19 protein-coding genes are annotated in these 15,514 nt (G+C 52.9%); 14 read left to right on the forward strand and 5 right to left on the reverse strand.

What is annotated here, in order from left to right; translation table 11 throughout:
- Window positions 1–73 precede the first annotated feature (73 nt).
- Window positions 74–1,510, reverse strand: coding sequence for an aspartate ammonia-lyase (aspA, locus tag FD744_RS13475; protein ID WP_007886584.1), 1,437 nt, complete (start codon window positions 1,508–1,510; stop codon window positions 74–76).
- 375 nt (window positions 1,511–1,885) lie between these two features.
- Between aspA and FD744_RS13480 the strand changes: the two genes are divergently transcribed.
- From FD744_RS13480 to FD744_RS13495, 4 genes are all read left to right on the forward strand, one after another.
- Window positions 1,886–2,338, forward strand: a complete 453-nt coding sequence (locus tag FD744_RS13480; protein ID WP_160868472.1) for an FxsA family protein — start codon at window positions 1,886–1,888, stop codon at window positions 2,336–2,338.
- Window positions 2,339–2,533: 195 nt separating this feature from the next.
- On the forward strand, window positions 2,534–2,827 hold the full coding sequence (locus FD744_RS13485; protein ID WP_021507766.1) for a co-chaperone GroES: 294 nt from the start codon (window positions 2,534–2,536) through the stop codon (window positions 2,825–2,827).
- A gap of 45 nt (window positions 2,828–2,872) precedes the next feature.
- Window positions 2,873–4,525 carry a chaperonin GroEL gene (groL, locus tag FD744_RS13490; protein ID WP_034826677.1) on the forward strand — a complete coding sequence of 551 codons (1,653 nt, stop codon included), beginning with the start codon at window positions 2,873–2,875 and terminating at the stop codon, window positions 4,523–4,525.
- A 198-nt stretch (window positions 4,526–4,723) separates the two neighbouring features.
- The gene (locus tag FD744_RS13495; protein ID WP_034826674.1) at window positions 4,724–5,071 is read left to right on the forward strand and encodes a DUF4156 domain-containing protein; all 348 of its coding nucleotides are present in this window, start codon (window positions 4,724–4,726) and stop codon (window positions 5,069–5,071) included.
- Between the two features lie 43 nt (window positions 5,072–5,114).
- Here FD744_RS13495 and epmB read toward each other — a convergent pair whose 3' ends face one another.
- Entirely contained in the window at window positions 5,115–6,143 is a 1,029-nt protein-coding gene (epmB, locus tag FD744_RS13500; RefSeq protein WP_160868473.1) for an EF-P beta-lysylation protein EpmB, read from the reverse strand.
- Between the two features lie 41 nt (window positions 6,144–6,184).
- Between epmB and efp the strand changes: the two genes are divergently transcribed.
- The 4 genes from efp (at window position 6,185) to epmA (ending at window position 8,317) form a co-directional block, all read left to right on the forward strand.
- Window positions 6,185–6,751: an elongation factor P gene (gene efp / locus FD744_RS13505; RefSeq protein WP_034826669.1), complete on the forward strand. Its 567-nt coding sequence runs from the start codon at window positions 6,185–6,187 to the stop codon at window positions 6,749–6,751.
- Between the two features lie 55 nt (window positions 6,752–6,806).
- A complete protein-coding gene (locus FD744_RS13510; RefSeq protein ID WP_034826667.1) occupies window positions 6,807–6,941 on the forward strand; it encodes an entericidin A/B family lipoprotein in 135 nt (44 codons plus the stop codon).
- A 104-nt stretch (window positions 6,942–7,045) separates the two neighbouring features.
- A complete protein-coding gene (locus FD744_RS13515; protein ID WP_038649531.1) occupies window positions 7,046–7,180 on the forward strand; it encodes an entericidin A/B family lipoprotein in 135 nt (44 codons plus the stop codon).
- A gap of 159 nt (window positions 7,181–7,339) precedes the next feature.
- Window positions 7,340–8,317, forward strand: coding sequence for an elongation factor P--(R)-beta-lysine ligase (gene epmA, locus FD744_RS13520; protein ID WP_058961869.1), 978 nt, complete (start codon window positions 7,340–7,342; stop codon window positions 8,315–8,317).
- Window positions 8,318–8,385: 68 nt separating this feature from the next.
- Here epmA and degS read toward each other — a convergent pair whose 3' ends face one another.
- The 3 genes from degS to zapG form a co-directional block, all read right to left on the reverse strand.
- Complete coding sequence (degS, locus tag FD744_RS13525; RefSeq protein ID WP_034826661.1) at window positions 8,386–9,465, reverse strand: outer membrane-stress sensor serine endopeptidase DegS; 1,080 nt, start codon at window positions 9,463–9,465, stop codon at window positions 8,386–8,388.
- Window positions 9,466–9,551: 86 nt separating this feature from the next.
- Window positions 9,552–10,922 (reverse strand): serine endoprotease DegQ, encoded by a 1,371-nt coding sequence (gene degQ, locus FD744_RS13530; protein ID WP_058961870.1) that lies wholly within the window; start codon window positions 10,920–10,922, stop codon window positions 9,552–9,554.
- A gap of 111 nt (window positions 10,923–11,033) precedes the next feature.
- Window positions 11,034–11,438, reverse strand: a complete 405-nt coding sequence (gene zapG, locus FD744_RS13535; protein ID WP_034826655.1) for a Z-ring associated protein ZapG — start codon at window positions 11,436–11,438, stop codon at window positions 11,034–11,036.
- Window positions 11,439–11,622: 184 nt separating this feature from the next.
- Here zapG and zapE point away from each other — a divergent pair, with 184 nt between their 5' ends.
- From zapE to FD744_RS25600, 6 genes are all read left to right on the forward strand, one after another.
- A complete protein-coding gene (zapE, locus tag FD744_RS13540; RefSeq protein ID WP_160868474.1) occupies window positions 11,623–12,750 on the forward strand; it encodes a cell division protein ZapE in 1,128 nt (375 codons plus the stop codon).
- Window positions 12,751–12,989: 239 nt separating this feature from the next.
- Window positions 12,990–13,418 carry a 50S ribosomal protein L13 gene (rplM, locus tag FD744_RS13545; RefSeq protein ID WP_038649517.1) on the forward strand — a complete coding sequence of 143 codons (429 nt, stop codon included), beginning with the start codon at window positions 12,990–12,992 and terminating at the stop codon, window positions 13,416–13,418.
- Between the two features lie 15 nt (window positions 13,419–13,433).
- Complete coding sequence (gene rpsI, locus FD744_RS13550; RefSeq protein WP_034826648.1) at window positions 13,434–13,826, forward strand: 30S ribosomal protein S9; 393 nt, start codon at window positions 13,434–13,436, stop codon at window positions 13,824–13,826.
- 327 nt (window positions 13,827–14,153) lie between these two features.
- Complete coding sequence (gene sspA, locus FD744_RS13555; protein WP_034826645.1) at window positions 14,154–14,795, forward strand: stringent starvation protein SspA; 642 nt, start codon at window positions 14,154–14,156, stop codon at window positions 14,793–14,795.
- A 3-nt stretch (window positions 14,796–14,798) separates the two neighbouring features.
- Window positions 14,799–15,281 carry a ClpXP protease specificity-enhancing factor gene (sspB, locus tag FD744_RS13560; protein WP_034826642.1) on the forward strand — a complete coding sequence of 161 codons (483 nt, stop codon included), beginning with the start codon at window positions 14,799–14,801 and terminating at the stop codon, window positions 15,279–15,281.
- Window positions 15,282–15,394: 113 nt separating this feature from the next.
- Window positions 15,395–15,514 (forward strand): hypothetical protein (locus FD744_RS25600; protein ID WP_237449367.1); only part of this gene is annotated, 120 nt, incomplete at its 3' end.

The raw sequence follows: 15,514 nt of genomic DNA on the forward strand, positions 1-15,514 counted from the left end.
TGTAGCCGCCAATAAGAAAAAAGCACGCCGTATTGTATACAGGCGTGCTTTTGGCAACTTGATCCGGAACGGATTACTGTTCGTTTTCGTCGGTGTAGCGTTTGGCTTTGTAGGTCGGATGCATCAGGTTCTGAATCGAGAAGATGTCATCCAGTTCCGCTTCGGTCAGCAGACCGCGCTCCAATACTACTTCACGTACGCTCTTGCCGGTTTCCGCACAAATCTTGCCGACGATATCGCCATTGTGGTGGCCGATATACGGGTTGAGATAAGTGACGATACCGATGGAGTTGAACACGTAAGCTTCACATACGGCTTTGTTAGCCGTGATGCCGTTGACGCATTTTTCCAGCAGGTTGAAGCAGGCGTTGGTCAGAATGCTGATCGACTCAAACAGCGCCTGGCCAATCACCGGTTCCATCACGTTCAGCTGCAGCTGACCCGCTTCGGACGCCATGGTCACGGTAATGTCGTTGCCGATAACCTTGAAGCATACCTGGTTCACCACTTCAGGCACCACCGGGTTCACTTTGGCTGGCATGATTGATGAACCGGCCTGCAATTCTGGCAAGTTGATTTCGTTCAGACCCGCACGTGGGCCGGAAGAGAGCAGGCGCAGGTCGTTACAGATCTTCGACAGTTTCACCGCCAGACGTTTCAGCGCAGAGTGCACCATCACGTAAGCACCGCAGTCAGAGGTTGCTTCAATCAGGTCTTCTGCCGGGACGACAGGCAGATTACTGACTTCCGCCAGACGCTGAACGGCCAGCTGCTGATAGCCATCCGGGGTGTTGAGGCGAGTCCCGATGGCCGTCGCGCCCAGGTTTACTTCCAGCAGCAGTTCTGCGGTGCGCAGGATGCTGCGGGTTTCTTCATTCAGCAGCACGTTAAACGCGTGGAATTCCTGGCCCAGCGTCATCGGTACGGCATCCTGCAGCTGGGTACGACCCATCTTGAGGATATTTTCGAACTCGACCGCTTTACGCTGGAAGCCTTCACTGAGCTGGCTGATGCCGTCCAGCAGTTTCAGAATTGAAGCGTAAACCGCAATACGGAATCCGGTGGGATAAGCATCGTTGGTCGACTGACACTTATTCACGTGATCGTTAGGGTTGAGGTACTGGTATTCACCTTTTTGGTGGCCCATCAGTTCCAGACCGATGTTTGCCAGCACTTCGTTGGTGTTCATGTTGACCGAGGTGCCCGCGCCGCCCTGATAGACGTCAACCGGGAACTGATCCATGCATTTACCGTTATTCAGCACTTCATCACAGGCCTGAATAATGGTGTTTGCGATGTTGCGAGGGATTGTTTGCAGCTCTTTGTTGGCGAGCGCGGCTGCTTTTTTGACCATCACCATACCGCGGACAAATTCCGGTATGTCACTGATTTTGTTGTTACTAATGTAGAAGTTCTCAATCGCACGCAGAGTATGAACACCGTAGTAAGCGTCTGCCGGAACTTCGCGCATGCCTAACAGGTCTTCTTCGATACGAATGTTGTTCGCCATGATTACCTTCTTATTATTTCTGCGGTGTCACTGCCGGGCGACCGGGATGGTCGGGCGGCAATCACTGTGCAGGTGAAGCAATTATATTGTCGTGGATTACCAGCACCGACATTTTATCCATCTTCGGGCTGGCGGGCACGATCATATTCTGTTGTTACAGAATTGTTTGTGCACAGATCACTTTACGGGCATTTACTGGCCCAGCGGTAATAACGATATGTGATGTAGTTCGCAATTTTAAGTCAGTGGGAAAAATTTGGCAGGATCGGTTGAAATCGCGGGTTGAGATGCCCATCTCTATCAATACGGTCAGACAGACCATCCCTTTCTGCTGCCTGGCAAGAAGCGAGGCAGCCCTACTCACAGGAGATATCGGTGCGCTGGATACCGTTCGTGATTTTTTTTGTTCTGGCCTGGATTGAGATCACAATTTTCATTCAGGTTGCACATGCCCTCGGCGTGCTGCTCACCATGCTACTGGTGATCTTCACCTCGTGCATCGGTGTGTCGCTGGTGAAAAACCAGGGTATGAAGAACTTCCGTCTGATGCAGGAGAAGCTGGCGCGCAATGAAAGCCCAGCGGCGGAGATGACCAAAAGCGTTTCACTGATCATTTCGGGCTTCTTACTGCTGTTGCCGGGCTTCTTTACTGACTTCCTCGGTTTGTTGCTGCTGTTGCCTCCGGTGCAGAAACATCTGACGCTGAAATTAATGCCGCATCTGCGTGTGTGGCGCGGACCCGGCGCCGGGCCGGACAGTGGCTATACCATGGATGGCGAATACGAGCGTAAAGATCAGGATCAAATCGGACACGATAAAGATCGATAAGAAGAGAAGGGCGGCGAGAGTCGCCCTTTTTGCTGTCTTTTTCGTCAATGGTTACAAAAACGAAAATTTTTTATTTTTTGCCCCTTGAAAGCCCTTTTTAGTGACCCTATCTCTCTCTCCACGAGGCCGGAAGCCATGCAGTCCGGTTCAACCCAAAAAACTGAATGATTGGACTTCTCAAAGGAGAGCTACCAAATGAAAATTCGTCCGTTGCACGATCGCGTTATCGTCAAGCGTAAAGAAGTTGAAGCTAAATCTGCTGGCGGTATCGTTCTGACCGGCTCTGCAGCTGGCAAATCAACCCGTGGTGAAGTTCTGGCTGTGGGTAATGGCCGCATCCTGGAAAACGGTGATGTTAAGCCGCTGGACGTGAAAGTTGGCGATCTGGTTATCTTCAGCGAAGGCTACGGTGCCAAAACTGAGAAGATCGATAACGAAGAAGTTCTGATCATCTCTGAAAGCGACATCCTGGCGATTGTCGAAGCGTAATTACGCGTAATTCACTGAACGAAACGAATTTAAGGGATATTTGAAATGGCAGCTAAAGACGTAAAATTCGGTAATGACGCGCGCGTAAAAATGCTGCGTGGCGTGAACGTACTGGCAGATGCAGTAAAAGTTACCCTGGGCCCGAAAGGCCGTAACGTGGTTCTGGATAAATCTTTTGGTGCACCGACCATCACCAAAGATGGCGTTTCTGTAGCACGTGAAATCGAGCTGGAAGACAAGTTCGAGAACATGGGTGCACAGATGGTGAAAGAAGTGGCCTCTAAAGCGAACGACGCTGCGGGCGACGGCACCACCACTGCAACCGTTCTGGCTCAGTCTATCGTGAACGAAGGCCTGAAAGCCGTTGCGGCTGGCATGAACCCAATGGACCTGAAGCGCGGTATCGATAAAGCCGTTGCTGCTGCCGTTGAAGAGCTGAAAGCGCTGTCTGTTCCTTGCCAGGATACTAAAGCCATTGCTCAGGTAGGTACCATCTCTGCTAACTCTGATGAGTCAGTCGGTACCCTGATCGCGAAAGCGATGGATAAAGTGGGCAAAGAAGGTGTTATCACCGTTGAAGAAGGCACCGGCCTGCAAGACGAGCTGGACGTGGTTGAAGGTATGCAGTTCGACCGTGGCTACCTGTCTCCTTACTTCATCAACAAGCCAGAAACCGGCGCAATCGAACTGGATGCACCGTTTATCCTTTTGGCTGACAAGAAGATCTCTAACATCCGTGAACTGCTGCCAGTACTGGAAGCGGTTGCGAAAGCCGGTAAACCACTGCTGATCATCGCTGAAGATGTTGAAGGCGAAGCACTGGCAACGCTGGTAGTTAACACCATGCGCGGTATCGTGAAAGTTGCTGCTGTTAAAGCACCAGGCTTCGGCGACCGTCGTAAAGCGATGTTGCAGGATATCGCCATCCTGACCGGCGGTACCGTTATCTCTGAAGAGATCGGTATGGAGCTGGAAAAAGCGACCCTGGAAGACCTGGGTCAGGCTAAGCGTGTTGTTATCAACAAAGATACTTCTACCATCATCGATGGTGTGGGCGATCAGGGTGCAATCTCTGGCCGTGTGACTCAGATCCGTCAGCAGATCGAAGAAGCAACTTCTGATTACGACAAAGAAAAACTGCAGGAGCGCGTAGCGAAACTGGCAGGCGGCGTGGCCGTTCTGAAAGTGGGTGCAGCCACTGAAGTTGAAATGAAAGAGAAGAAAGCACGCGTTGAAGATGCCCTGCACGCTACCCGTGCTGCGGTAGAAGAAGGCGTGGTTGCTGGTGGTGGTGTTGCACTGGTTCGCGTTGCAGCCAAGATCGCTGCTTCTGGCCTGAAAGGTCAGAACGAAGATCAGAACGTAGGTATCAAAGTTGCGCTGCGCGCAATGGAAGCACCACTGCGTCAGATCGTTTCTAACGCCGGTGAAGAGCCATCTGTTGTTGCTAACAACGTGAAAGCAGGTGACGGCAACTACGGCTACAACGCTCAGACTGAAGAATACGGCAACATGATCGACTTCGGTATCCTGGACCCAACCAAAGTAACCCGTTCTGCACTGCAGTACGCGTCTTCTGTAGCGGGTCTGATGATCACCACCGAAGCGATGGTAACTGACCTGCCTAAAGGCGATGCTCCTGATTTAGGTGGCGCTGGCGGCATGGGTGGCATGGGCGGAATGGGCGGCATGATGTAATTTGCCCCTGACTGCTTAAGTCATGTGAAAAACCCTCGATCGGAAACGGTCGGGGGTTTTTCTTTTGGCGGCGAACAAGGTATAAGTAAGAGCGCAATACTTCGGCTTTGCGGGTTTAGGGCAATGAATGTTCAGAAAAAAAGTGCGCTTTTCTGCTACGCTGCCGCCCGACACTGATGATAATAAATGGGGATTACAATGCGGATTAACCTCTTGCTCGGACTGGCGGTAGGGACTTTACTGCTGGCGGGCTGCAGCAGCTCCAATCAACTGAGTTCCGGCGGACAGCGTGTCACTTTCGTTGACCAACAGCCTGGAAGCCAATGTCAGCTGCTGGGCAATGTCACCGGCTCACAGAGCAACTGGTTGAGCGGTTCAGGCGGTGAAGGCAGTTCTTTGCGTGGCGCAGCCAATGACCTGCGTAACCGCGCGGCAGAGATGGGGGGCAACGTGATTTACGGTGCAACCAGCCCAACGCAGAACCTGCTTTCAGCTTTCGCACCGCTTGACAGCAAAATGTCTGGTCAGGTGTATAAGTGCCCGTAATGGCATGAAAGTGATGTAAAAAAAGCCGCTGATGCGGCTTTTTTTATTCCTGGCGTAACTGCAAATCCAGCGGCGTTTTACTTGGCTCACCACCAATCTCGCGCGCCAGCTTCGGCACCATATAACCCGATACCATGGTTAACAACTGGCGCACTAGCGCACGGGCTTCTTCATCCGACACAAAGAAATGCGCCGCGCCCTGTACTTTATCCAGCACGTGCAGGTAATACGGCAGAATACCGGCATCAAACAACGCGTTGCTCAGATTAGCCAGCGCGTGTGCATCATCATTGATACCGCGCAGCAGTACGCTTTGATTAAGTAAAGTGACGCCCGCACGTTTGAGCATCTGCATGCCGTAGTGCAGCTCATCGTCAATCTCTTGCGCGTGGTTGATGTGGCTCACCATCAGCACTTGCAGGCGTGTCTCGGCCAGAATCTGGCATAACCCTTCGGTAATGCGTGCCGGGATCACCACGGGTAAACGGCTATGAATACGCAGACGCTTGAGATGGGGGATTTTCTCCAGTGCGCCCACCAGCCACGCCAGCTCATGGTCTTTAGCCATCAGCGGATCGCCACCCGAGAAGATAATCTCATCCAGCTCTGGATGCTCAGCGATGTAATCGATCGCCGCCTGCCAGTTACGCTTATTGCCCTGATTATCCTGATAGGGGAAATGGCGACGGAAGCAGTAGCGGCAGTTAACCGCACAGCCGCCCTTCACCAGCAGCAATGCACGGTTTCTGTACTTATGCAGTAAACCGGGCACCACGCTACTTTGCTCATCCAGCGGGTCAGTGCTGTAACCTGGCGCATCGACAAATTCCTGACGGCTGGTTAATACCTGCAGCAAAAGGGGGTCGTGCGCATTGCCCGGCGTCATGCGTTGAATGAAGGCACGCGGCACGCGCAGCGCAAAAAGCTTGCGCGCATCGTTGCCTGCGGCCAAATCCGCATGCTGTTCGAGAGATAAAAGTCGCAGTAATTCAGTAGGATCGGTGACAACATCAGCAAGTTGCTGCAACCAATCTTCTCTGATGGGGGGATTTAGGGTTACAATGTTTGCCATTTTTTTGGCTATTACCAGTTCAATATTTACAGAGGGCCTTTATGGCGACTTATCTTAGCAACGATTTCCGTCCCGGTCTTAAAATCATGTTCGAAGGCGAGCCATATGCCATCGAAGCCAGTGAGTTCGTTAAACCGGGTAAAGGCCAGGCATTTGCACGCGTTAAAATGCGTCGTCTGCTGACCGGTTCTCGCGTTGAGAAGACCTTCAAATCTACCGACTCTGCCGAAGGCGCAGACGTTCGTGATATGACGCTGCAGTACTCTTACAACGACGGCGACTTCTACTACTTCATGCACCCAGAGTCTTTCGAGCAGTATCAGATCGAATCTAAAGTGCTGGACGACGTGACCAAATGGTTGCAGGACAATGCGGATTGTATCGTTACCCTGTGGAACGATAAAGCGATCGCTGTTCAGCCACCGAACTTCATCGAAGCAGAAGTCATCGAAACAGATCCAGGTCTGAAAGGTGATACTGCCGGTACCGGCGGCAAGCCAGCGACCCTGTCTACTGGCGCAGTGATCAAAGTTCCACTGTTCGTCCAGATTGGCGAAGTGGTTAAAGTTGACACCCGCTCTGGCGAATACGTTTCTCGCGTAAAATAATTGCCAAATCAGGCGCATCACTCGATGCGCCTTTTTTCTCTATGAGTTCAGAATAATGAAAAAGATGGCGAAATTGGCTGTTTTTGCGTTGCTGGTCTCTTCTGCTTTAAGTGCCTGCAACACTTTCCACGGCTTTGGTGAAGACGTCTCCCATTTGGGCGGTGCCATTTCACGCGCAGCTGATAAATAAATTGCGAGGGCGCCGCCTTTTTTCAGCGGCTTAGCCAGCAAGGTTTTGTATAAGGTCTATGCTTGAATGGCTGTACTTTTACTGCAACCAACAAGGATATGGCTATGTTAAAGAAAAGTATTGTCGCGATTCTTTCTGTTCTGGTGCTTTCCTCTGTGTTGACCGCCTGCAACACCACCCGTGGTGTTGGCGAGGACGTTCAGGCCGGTGGCAAAGCGATTCAGCGCAGCGCACAGTGATCCAAACCGGTGCGAAACCCGATTTCGTACCGGATTCCCTGATTCCCTCTTTCTTTGTCTGAAAAAGCACCGCTAACGCCTTCGATCCCGTCACGCCGTTGTTTGCCGTAGCCAATACGGGTAGACTTCTCCCCCTTATCTGTATAAGGAGTCACCAACATGAGCGAAACGGCAAGCTGGCAGCCGAGCGCACCCATTGCCAATTTGTTGAAACGCGCCGCTATTTTGGCGGAGATTCGTCGTTTCTTTGCCGATCGCGGCGTGCTGGAGGTCGATACCCCGGCGATGAGCCAGGCGACCATCACGGATATCCATCTGGTGCCGTTCCAGACGCGCTTTGTGGGTCCAGGCGCAGCGGAAGGGCGCGATCTGTGGCTGATGACCAGCCCGGAATATCATATGAAGCGCCTGCTAGCGGCGGGCAGTGGCCCAATCTATCAGATGGGACGTTGCTTCCGTAACGAAGAAGCAGGGCGCCACCATAATCCTGAGTTCACCATGCTGGAGTGGTATCGTCCTCACTACGATATGTATCGCCTGATGAATGAAGTCGACGATCTGATGCAGCAGGTGCTGGAGTGCGATAGCGCCGAATCTTTATCGTATCAGCAGGCTTTTATTCGCCATCTGGAACTTGATCCTTTGTCAGCGGATAAAACGCAGCTGCGTGAAGCCGCGACGAAGTTGGGTGAGGGTGAACTGGCGAATCGTGAAGAAGACCGCGATACCTTGTTGCAGCTGCTGTTTATGCTGGGTGTTGAGCCGAAGATTGGTAACGAGAAACCGTGCTTCGTGTATCACTTCCCGGCCAGTCAGGCGGCATTGGCCGAAATCAGCACTGAGGATCATCGCGTCGCGGAGCGTTTCGAGGTGTATTACAAAGGCGTGGAGCTGGCTAACGGCTTCCGCGAATTGACCGATAGCCGCGAACAGCGTCAGCGCTTTGAGCAGGATAATCGTCGCCGTGCAGCGCGTGGTTTACCGCAGCACCCGATTGATACCAACCTGCTGGATGCGCTGGCACATGGCATGCCTGCATGTTCAGGTGTGGCGTTGGGTGTGGATCGTTTGATTATGCTGGCGTTGAAAGCTAATGCATTAAGCGACGTGATTGCCTTCCCGGTGGATCGCAGCTAATCATTCTTGCTCAGCAGGGTGTTTCAGACAACAACGGCGCATGTATTGCGCCGTTGTTCATTTAAGGGTTACTGCTGCGTCGTGGGTGCGGCTGGCGCTTCGGGGAACTCCTGAATAGTGACTGGCAGCATCATCTTTTGTTCGTTACGCAGAACCTGCACCTGAATCACCGATCCTGGACGAATCTCGGCGACCTGATCCATGGTTTCCTGCGCCGACAGCGCCGGTTTGCCGTTCACCTGTAAAAGCACATCATTGGCTTGAATGCCTGCCCGATCGGCTGGCCCGCCTGGCGTAACCTCACTGACGATAATACCCTGTGCACGATCCAGACTGCTGCCCTGACCGTGTAGCGGCGGCAGCTCACGGCCGGTGATGCCGATATAGCCACGAATGACCCGACCGTCACGAATCAATTTATCCATGATCTTGGTGGCTAACGCGGTTGGAATCGCAAAGCCAATCCCTTCGGGCGTTTCGCCATCATTGCTTTTATCAAATGTCAGGGTGTTAATGCCCATTAGTTCGCCGAGCGAGTTAATCAGCGCACCGCCTGAGTTGCCCTGATTGATGGATGCATCGGTCTGCAGGAAATTTTGACGACCCGATGAGCTCAAGCCCACGCGCCCGGTGGCACTGATAATGCCCTGAGTGACGGTCTGCCCGAGGTTGTAGGGGTTACCAATCGCCATCACCACATCGCCGATATGTGCGATACGGTTAGCGTTAATCGGAATCACCGGCAGGTTAGTGGCGCTGATCTTCAGCACCGCTAAATCGGTCATCGCATCTGAACCCACTAAGGTGGCTTCAAAGAAACGACCATCCTGCAACGCCACAATGATCTGGTCGGCGTTATTAATGACATGCTTGTTCGTGAGAATGTAGCCTTTCACGTTCATGATCACGCCAGAACCCAGCGTGGTGATACCGCGATTATTGTTGCCATGGGCACTGCGGTTGTAGACGTTGACCACCGCAGGCACAGCGCGGCGCACCCCCTGATTGAAGCTCACGGGGGATTCATCATCACTGTTGTCATGATCAAAGGTGACGTTGCTGCTCATACGCAGCGCAGGGATCGCTACCAGCAGCAAACCCGCTACGATCAGGCCCATCACCACAGAACGCAAAAGTTTAAGAAACATGGTGTTATTTCAGGAAAGGTGGGATCGCTGGGCAGAATAACATGAGAAAGGCGGACAAACACCTGCTTGTCCGCCTGTTGCGAGGATTATCGCATAAGTAAGTAGATGCTCTCGTCGCCACGCACCACGTTCAGTGCCAGGATCGCGGGTTTACTTTCCAGCGCTTTACGCATTTCAGCCAGCGAGGTCACGCGATCGCGGTTCACACCGACAATCACATCATCTTTCTGCAAACCTGCCTGCTCAGCTGGCGTGCCTTTTTCGATGGCATCCACTTTCACGCCTTTGTCGCCGGCTTTAGAGGCACCATCGCTCAAGGTGGCACCTTGTAACGCCGGAGACATCAGCTGGGCGCTGGCGGTGGTTTGCGCGCTCTGTTCCAGCGTCACGGTCACCGTCACCGGTTTGCCTTCACGCAGCAGACCAATTTTCACCTGCTGACCCGGTGGGGTGGTGCCCACTTTTACGCGCAACTCGGCAAAGCTGGTGATCGCTTTGTCATTGATGGAGGTGATGATGTCGCCCGCTTTAATGCCCGCTTTCTGCGCCGCCGAGTTAGGCAGCACTTCAGAAACAAAGGCACCACGCTGAGCGTCAACGTTAAAGGCTTTGGCGATGTCAGGCGTCATTTCGGTGCCTTTAATGCCCAACTGACCACGCTTCACTTCACCAGACTGAATCAGCTGCTGCGCGAGGTTCATCGCCATATTGCTGGGAATCGCGAAGCCGATACCAATGTTGCCGCCGCTGGAGGCAAGAATCGCGGTGTTGATACCAATTAGCTCGCCATTCAGGTTCACCAGCGCACCGCCGGAGTTCCCCCGGTTAATCGCCGCATCGGTCTGGATGAAGTTTTCCAGGCCTTCAAGGTTCAACCCGCTGCGGCCCAACGCCGAAATAATGCCGGAGGTGGCCGTTTGGCCAAGACCGAAGGGGTTACCGATAGCCACGGCAAAATCGCCCACTTTCAGGGAGTCGGAGTCGGCGATTTTCACCTGCGTCAGATTTTTAGCGCCTTCAACCTGAATCAGCGCGATGTCGGTTTGCTCATCATGGCCAATCAGTTTGGCATCATATTCATTGCCATCGCTGAGCTGGACGCTAATTTTATCGGCACCGTTGACCACGTGATTGTTGGTGAGAATGTAACCTTTAGCCGCATCAATGATGACACCTGAACCAAGGCCCTCAAACGGTTGCGGCTGAGATTGTCCCGGTGCCTGGCCAAAGAAGCGCTTCAGCGGTTCAGGAATATCCTGTGCCTGCTGGCCGCTGTCGGTGCCTTCAACATGCACGCTAACGACCGCGGGCAGAACTTTTTCCAGCATGGGTGCCAGACTCGGCAGTGCTTGTCCCTGCACCTGTGCGGGCAGCGTCGCCATCGCGCCAGGCGTTGCCGCCAGACTCATCCCAATACTCAAGGCTAATGCGCTTAACAGTCGTGCTTGTTTTTTCATTGCTACAACGCTCTCGCTGCGAAAGAAGAAAGGGGATAGAAAGTGTGACAGTAGTTTGGCGTAAGTGTTCGAAAAACAAAAAGGGCACAGCTAAGCTGTGCCCCAAAAGGATTATTTACGCGGAGTGCGGTCGCTACCACGCAGCAAACCCGATGCGCCATCAGAGTAATCACGCGGCATTTGCACCGGTGCCTGATCGTTGTCCGCTTCGGCTTCCGTTAACTGATAAGCAAACGGATTTTTTTCGCCCGGCAGATTTGGCAGCAGGTCATTCGAACCCTTCGCCATATGCTGATACAGCTGGCGGTAGTCATGTGCCATGTTGTCCAGCAATTCTGCGCTGCGCGCAAAGTGGTTGGTGAGCTCTTCGCGATAATCTGCCAGCTCAGCCTTCGATTTTTCCAGTTCGTACTGCATGCTTCGCTGCTCACGCAGCTTCTTGTTGCCAAAACGCATGACAACTGCGCCGACAATAATGCCAATCACTAAACCAATCAGCCCGTATTCCCAGGTCATAATGACTCCCGTGTAATTTCCGTTGCTTCGTAGGGCATTGCTTCTGTTTCCACTTCAATAGCAGTCACTATACCCAATAATCTTATGGAAGTGGAACTCTCGGGCTGCATCGCTTAGTGTAGTGCGGCCTAATTTTCGCCAACCGACCCGTGAATCGGACTTTTTCAGGGATTCTGAGAGAACCATGCAAACCTCATCTCCGCTTGCCCGCTATGAGCAGGCGCTATCACAGGGCGAATTTCGTCCGGATGATGTACAACGTGAAGCCATTACCCGCTTAGATGCTATCCAGCAAGGATTGATCGCCCGCAAGCCCGCGCAGGAACCTGTGGCGAAAGGGCTGTTTGGCCGCCTGTCGAAGCTGATGTCCAAAGAGAAAAGCAGCAACGAAGCGCCGGTGCGCGGGCTGTATATGTGGGGCGGCGTGGGTCGCGGTAAAACCTGGGTGATGGATTTATTTTTTCAGTCTATTCCTGGCGATCGCAAACTCCGCCTGCATTTTCATCGCTTTATGCTGCGCGTCCATGAAGAACTGACGCAGTTACAGGGCCATAGTGATCCGCTGCTGATTGTGGCAGACCGCTTTAAAGCAGAAACCGATATTCTCTGCTTCGACGAATTCTTTGTGTCCGATATTACCGATGCCATGCTGTTGGGCACGCTGATGGAAGCACTGTTCGATCGCGGTATTGCGCTGGTGGCGACGTCCAATATTCCGCCTGACGATCTCTATCGCAATGGCCTGCAGCGCCCGCGTTTTCTGCCCGCAATTGAGCAGATCAAACGTCATTGTGATGTGATGAACGTGGATGCGGGCATCGACTACCGCTTGCGTACACTGACATCCGCGCATCTGTGGAATTTCCCGCTTAACGATGCCACGCATGCTGAAATGGAGCGCATGTTCCGCGCCTTGTCCGGCAAGCCGCGTGAAGATGCGCCGGTGCTGGAAATTAACCACCGTCAGATGCCAACGCTGGGCGTTCATGAAGGCGTGCTGGCGATTGATTTCCTCGCGCTGTGTGGCGAAGGGCGTAGTCAGCATGACTACATCGAGCTATCACGCCGCTTCCACAGCGTATTGCTGTATGATGTGCCGGTGATGATTTACAAGACCGAAGATCAGGCACGCCGCTTCCTGGCGCTGGTCGATGAATTCTACGAACGCCACGTGAAACTGGTGGTGGCGGCCGAAACCTCACTGTTTGAAATTTATCAGGGCACGCGCCTGAAGTTTGAGTATCAACGCTGCTTGTCGCGTTTGCAGGAGATGCAAAGCGAAGAGTATTTGCGTCTGCCGCATCTGCCCTGATGACGTGGGCAAAAATCGCAGGATTTCGATGCAAAAAGGTTCGATCTTTGAGTTCGACTTCTCTATAATCTTGCGACCCCACGTTACAGCATCGGTTTTCTTTCCCAAGAACTCGATGTGATCCGGTAACTCACTTGAAGGGGTGGCTTGCTGGGCAAAATGGTCGTGTGAGCCTCAATCGTTTACTTAGCGTTTGGGATTTCACCAACGTGTAACTTTTTATTTGGGTAAGCTTTTCAATGAAAACTTTTACAGCTAAACCAGAAACCGTACAGCGTGACTGGTATGTTGTTGACGCAACGGGCAAAACCTTGGGTCGCCTCGCGACTGAACTGGCGCGCCGTCTGCGTGGTAAGCACAAAGCGGAATACACTCCGCACGTTGATACCGGTGATTACATCATCGTTCTGAACGCTGAGAAAGTTGCTGTAACCGGCAACAAGCGTAATGACAAGATTTACTATCACCACACTGGCCACATCGGTGGTATCAAGCAAGCGACCTTTGCAGAGATGATCGAGCGCCGTCCTGAGCGTGTGATTGAAATCGCGGTTAAAGGCATGCTGCCGAAAGGCCCACTGGGTCGTGCTATGTACCGTAAACTGAAAGTTTACGCAGGCAACGAGCACACTCACGCGGCGCAGCAACCGCAAGTTCTTGACATTTAATCGGGATTATAGGCAATGGCTGAAACTCAAAACTACGGCACTGGTCGCCGCAAAAGCTCTGCCGCTCGCGTCTTCATCAAGCCGGGTAGCGGTAACATCGTCATTAACCAGCGCTCACTGGAGCAATACTTCGGTCGCGAGACTGCACGCATGGTCGTGCGTCAGCCGCTGGAGCTGGTTGATATGGTTGGTAAATTTGACCTGTACATCACCGTTAAAGGTGGTGGTATTTCTGGTCAGGCTGGTGCGATCCGTCACGGTATCACACGCGCTCTGATGGAATACGACGAGTCTCTGCGTCCTGAACTGCGTAAAGCGGGCTTCGTTACCCGTGACGCACGTGAAGTTGAACGTAAGAAAGTCGGCCTGCGTAAAGCACGTCGTCGTCCGCAGTTCTCTAAGCGTTAATTGTTGCTGCTTCGGCAGACACAATTTGCTCAAAAAACCCGCTTCGGCGGGTTTTTTATTGTCACCATTCACGATTTTTCACGCTAAAAACGCGAGCTTTACCCGCATTTTGCCCGCAATTCATCATCCCCGCCCCACAAGCTGCTTAAAATCTGGTAAACTCACTGACACTTTGCGCCCGCAAGCCGGAGCGTTGTGCGTGTTATTTCTGTCGGGACGACGGGAGAGCGCCACTGACGTTGGCTGTGTGCGAATCTGATGAGCAGGTGAGTCGCCGCGTGGTTGGCTATTCGCAGTATCTTTTTGTGAACAAACTTGGAGGTTTTCATGGCTGTCGCTGCCAACAAACGTTCGGTAATGACGCTGTTTTCTGGTCCGACTGACATTTTTAGCCATCAAGTACGTATTGTACTGGCTGAAAAGGGCGTCAGCGTGGAGATCGAGCAGGTTGAAACGGATAACCTGCCGCAGGATCTGATTGACCTCAACCCGTATCGCACTGTACCAACGCTGGTCGACCGTGAACTGACGTTGTATGAATCACGCATCATCATGGAATACCTGGATGAGCGTTTCCCGCATCCACCGCTGATGCCTGTTTACCCGGTTGCCCGTGGTGAAAGCCGCCTGATGATGCATCGCATCGAGCAGGACTGGTACACCCTGATGCGTGCAATCGAAACCGGTAACAACGCTGAAGCAGATGCCGCGCGCAAACAACTGCGTGAAGAACTGCTGGCGATTGCGCCATTGTTCTCGCGCACGCCGTTCTTCATGAGCGAAGAGTTTAGCCTGGTCGACTGCTATCTGGCACCGCTGCTGTGGCGTTTGCCGCAGATGGGCGTTGAGCTGGTGGGTGCCGGTTCTAAAGAGCTGAAAGGCTACATGACGCGCGTATTTGAACGTGACTCTTTCCTCGCTTCATTAACGGAAGCGGAACGTGAAATGCGCCTGCAAGCCCGGGGCTAATGTATGGAAATGTCGCAACTAACGGCTCGTCGTCCGTATCTGCTGCGTGCGTTTTATGACTGGCTGCTCGATAACCAGTTGACGCCGCATTTGGTGGTCGACATCAATCTGCCTGGTGTACAGGTGCCGCTGGAGTATGCGCGTGATGGCCAGATCGTTCTGAACATTGCGCCGCGCGCTGTCGGTAACCTCGACCTCGCCAATGACGAAGTGCGTTTCAATGCGCGCTTCGGCGGCGTGCCGCGCCAGGTTTCTGTGCCAATGGCCGCTGTGCTGGCCATCTACGCACGTGAAAACGGTGCTGGCACCATGTTCGAACCGGAACCGGCTTACGAGCTGGAAACCAACGAACAGGAAGGCCAGGAAGAGACGATGATGTCAGTGATTGATGGCGATCGTCCCGACGATGCGGCTGATAACGATCACTCGCCTGATGATGAACCTCCACCGCGTGGTGGACGTCCTTCATTGCGCGTGGTGAAGTAAATCGCATGCAATAAAAAACGGGCCAATTGGCCTAATGCCGATCAGTTAAGGATCAGTTGAACGATCCAGTGGCTGTGTAAGAATCCGGAAACGCTTCGTTTCCGGATTTTTTTATGCAGCTCAGTCAGGCCCTTGATATCGTCTCTCGTTACGATTCTCTTCGTAATCCTCTGAATACGCTCGCGGATGTTCTTGACCCTGCGCTCATCAGCCGCTGCCTTGAGGAAGCTGGC

Origin of the sequence: Pantoea sp. Taur, assembly GCF_009830025.1 — a bacterium.
GTDB classification, from domain to species: Bacteria; Pseudomonadota; Gammaproteobacteria; order Enterobacterales; family Enterobacteriaceae; genus Pantoea; species Pantoea communis.

What these genes read in the sequence shown, in the direction of transcription:
- aspA (WP_007886584.1), bottom strand. Translation starts at nt 1,510, where the DNA reads ATGGCGAACAACATTCGTATCGAAGAAGACCTGTTAGGCATGCGCGAA.
- FD744_RS13485 (WP_021507766.1), top strand. Translation starts at nt 2,534, where the DNA reads ATGAAAATTCGTCCGTTGCACGATCGCGTTATCGTCAAGCGTAAAGAA.
- groL (WP_034826677.1), top strand. Translation starts at nt 2,873, where the DNA reads ATGGCAGCTAAAGACGTAAAATTCGGTAATGACGCGCGCGTAAAAATG.
- FD744_RS13495 (WP_034826674.1), top strand. Translation starts at nt 4,724, where the DNA reads ATGCGGATTAACCTCTTGCTCGGACTGGCGGTAGGGACTTTACTGCTG.
- epmB (WP_160868473.1), bottom strand. Translation starts at nt 6,143, where the DNA reads ATGGCAAACATTGTAACCCTAAATCCCCCCATCAGAGAAGATTGGTTG.
- efp (WP_034826669.1), top strand. Translation starts at nt 6,185, where the DNA reads ATGGCGACTTATCTTAGCAACGATTTCCGTCCCGGTCTTAAAATCATG.
- FD744_RS13510 (WP_034826667.1), top strand. Translation starts at nt 6,807, where the DNA reads ATGAAAAAGATGGCGAAATTGGCTGTTTTTGCGTTGCTGGTCTCTTCT.
- FD744_RS13515 (WP_038649531.1), top strand. Translation starts at nt 7,046, where the DNA reads ATGTTAAAGAAAAGTATTGTCGCGATTCTTTCTGTTCTGGTGCTTTCC.
- epmA (WP_058961869.1), top strand. Translation starts at nt 7,340, where the DNA reads ATGAGCGAAACGGCAAGCTGGCAGCCGAGCGCACCCATTGCCAATTTG.
- degS (WP_034826661.1), bottom strand. Translation starts at nt 9,465, where the DNA reads ATGTTTCTTAAACTTTTGCGTTCTGTGGTGATGGGCCTGATCGTAGCG.
- degQ (WP_058961870.1), bottom strand. Translation starts at nt 10,922, where the DNA reads ATGAAAAAACAAGCACGACTGTTAAGCGCATTAGCCTTGAGTATTGGG.
- zapG (WP_034826655.1), bottom strand. Translation starts at nt 11,438, where the DNA reads ATGACCTGGGAATACGGGCTGATTGGTTTAGTGATTGGCATTATTGTC.
- zapE (WP_160868474.1), top strand. Translation starts at nt 11,623, where the DNA reads ATGCAAACCTCATCTCCGCTTGCCCGCTATGAGCAGGCGCTATCACAG.
- rplM (WP_038649517.1), top strand. Translation starts at nt 12,990, where the DNA reads ATGAAAACTTTTACAGCTAAACCAGAAACCGTACAGCGTGACTGGTAT.
- rpsI (WP_034826648.1), top strand. Translation starts at nt 13,434, where the DNA reads ATGGCTGAAACTCAAAACTACGGCACTGGTCGCCGCAAAAGCTCTGCC.
- sspA (WP_034826645.1), top strand. Translation starts at nt 14,154, where the DNA reads ATGGCTGTCGCTGCCAACAAACGTTCGGTAATGACGCTGTTTTCTGGT.
- sspB (WP_034826642.1), top strand. Translation starts at nt 14,799, where the DNA reads ATGGAAATGTCGCAACTAACGGCTCGTCGTCCGTATCTGCTGCGTGCG.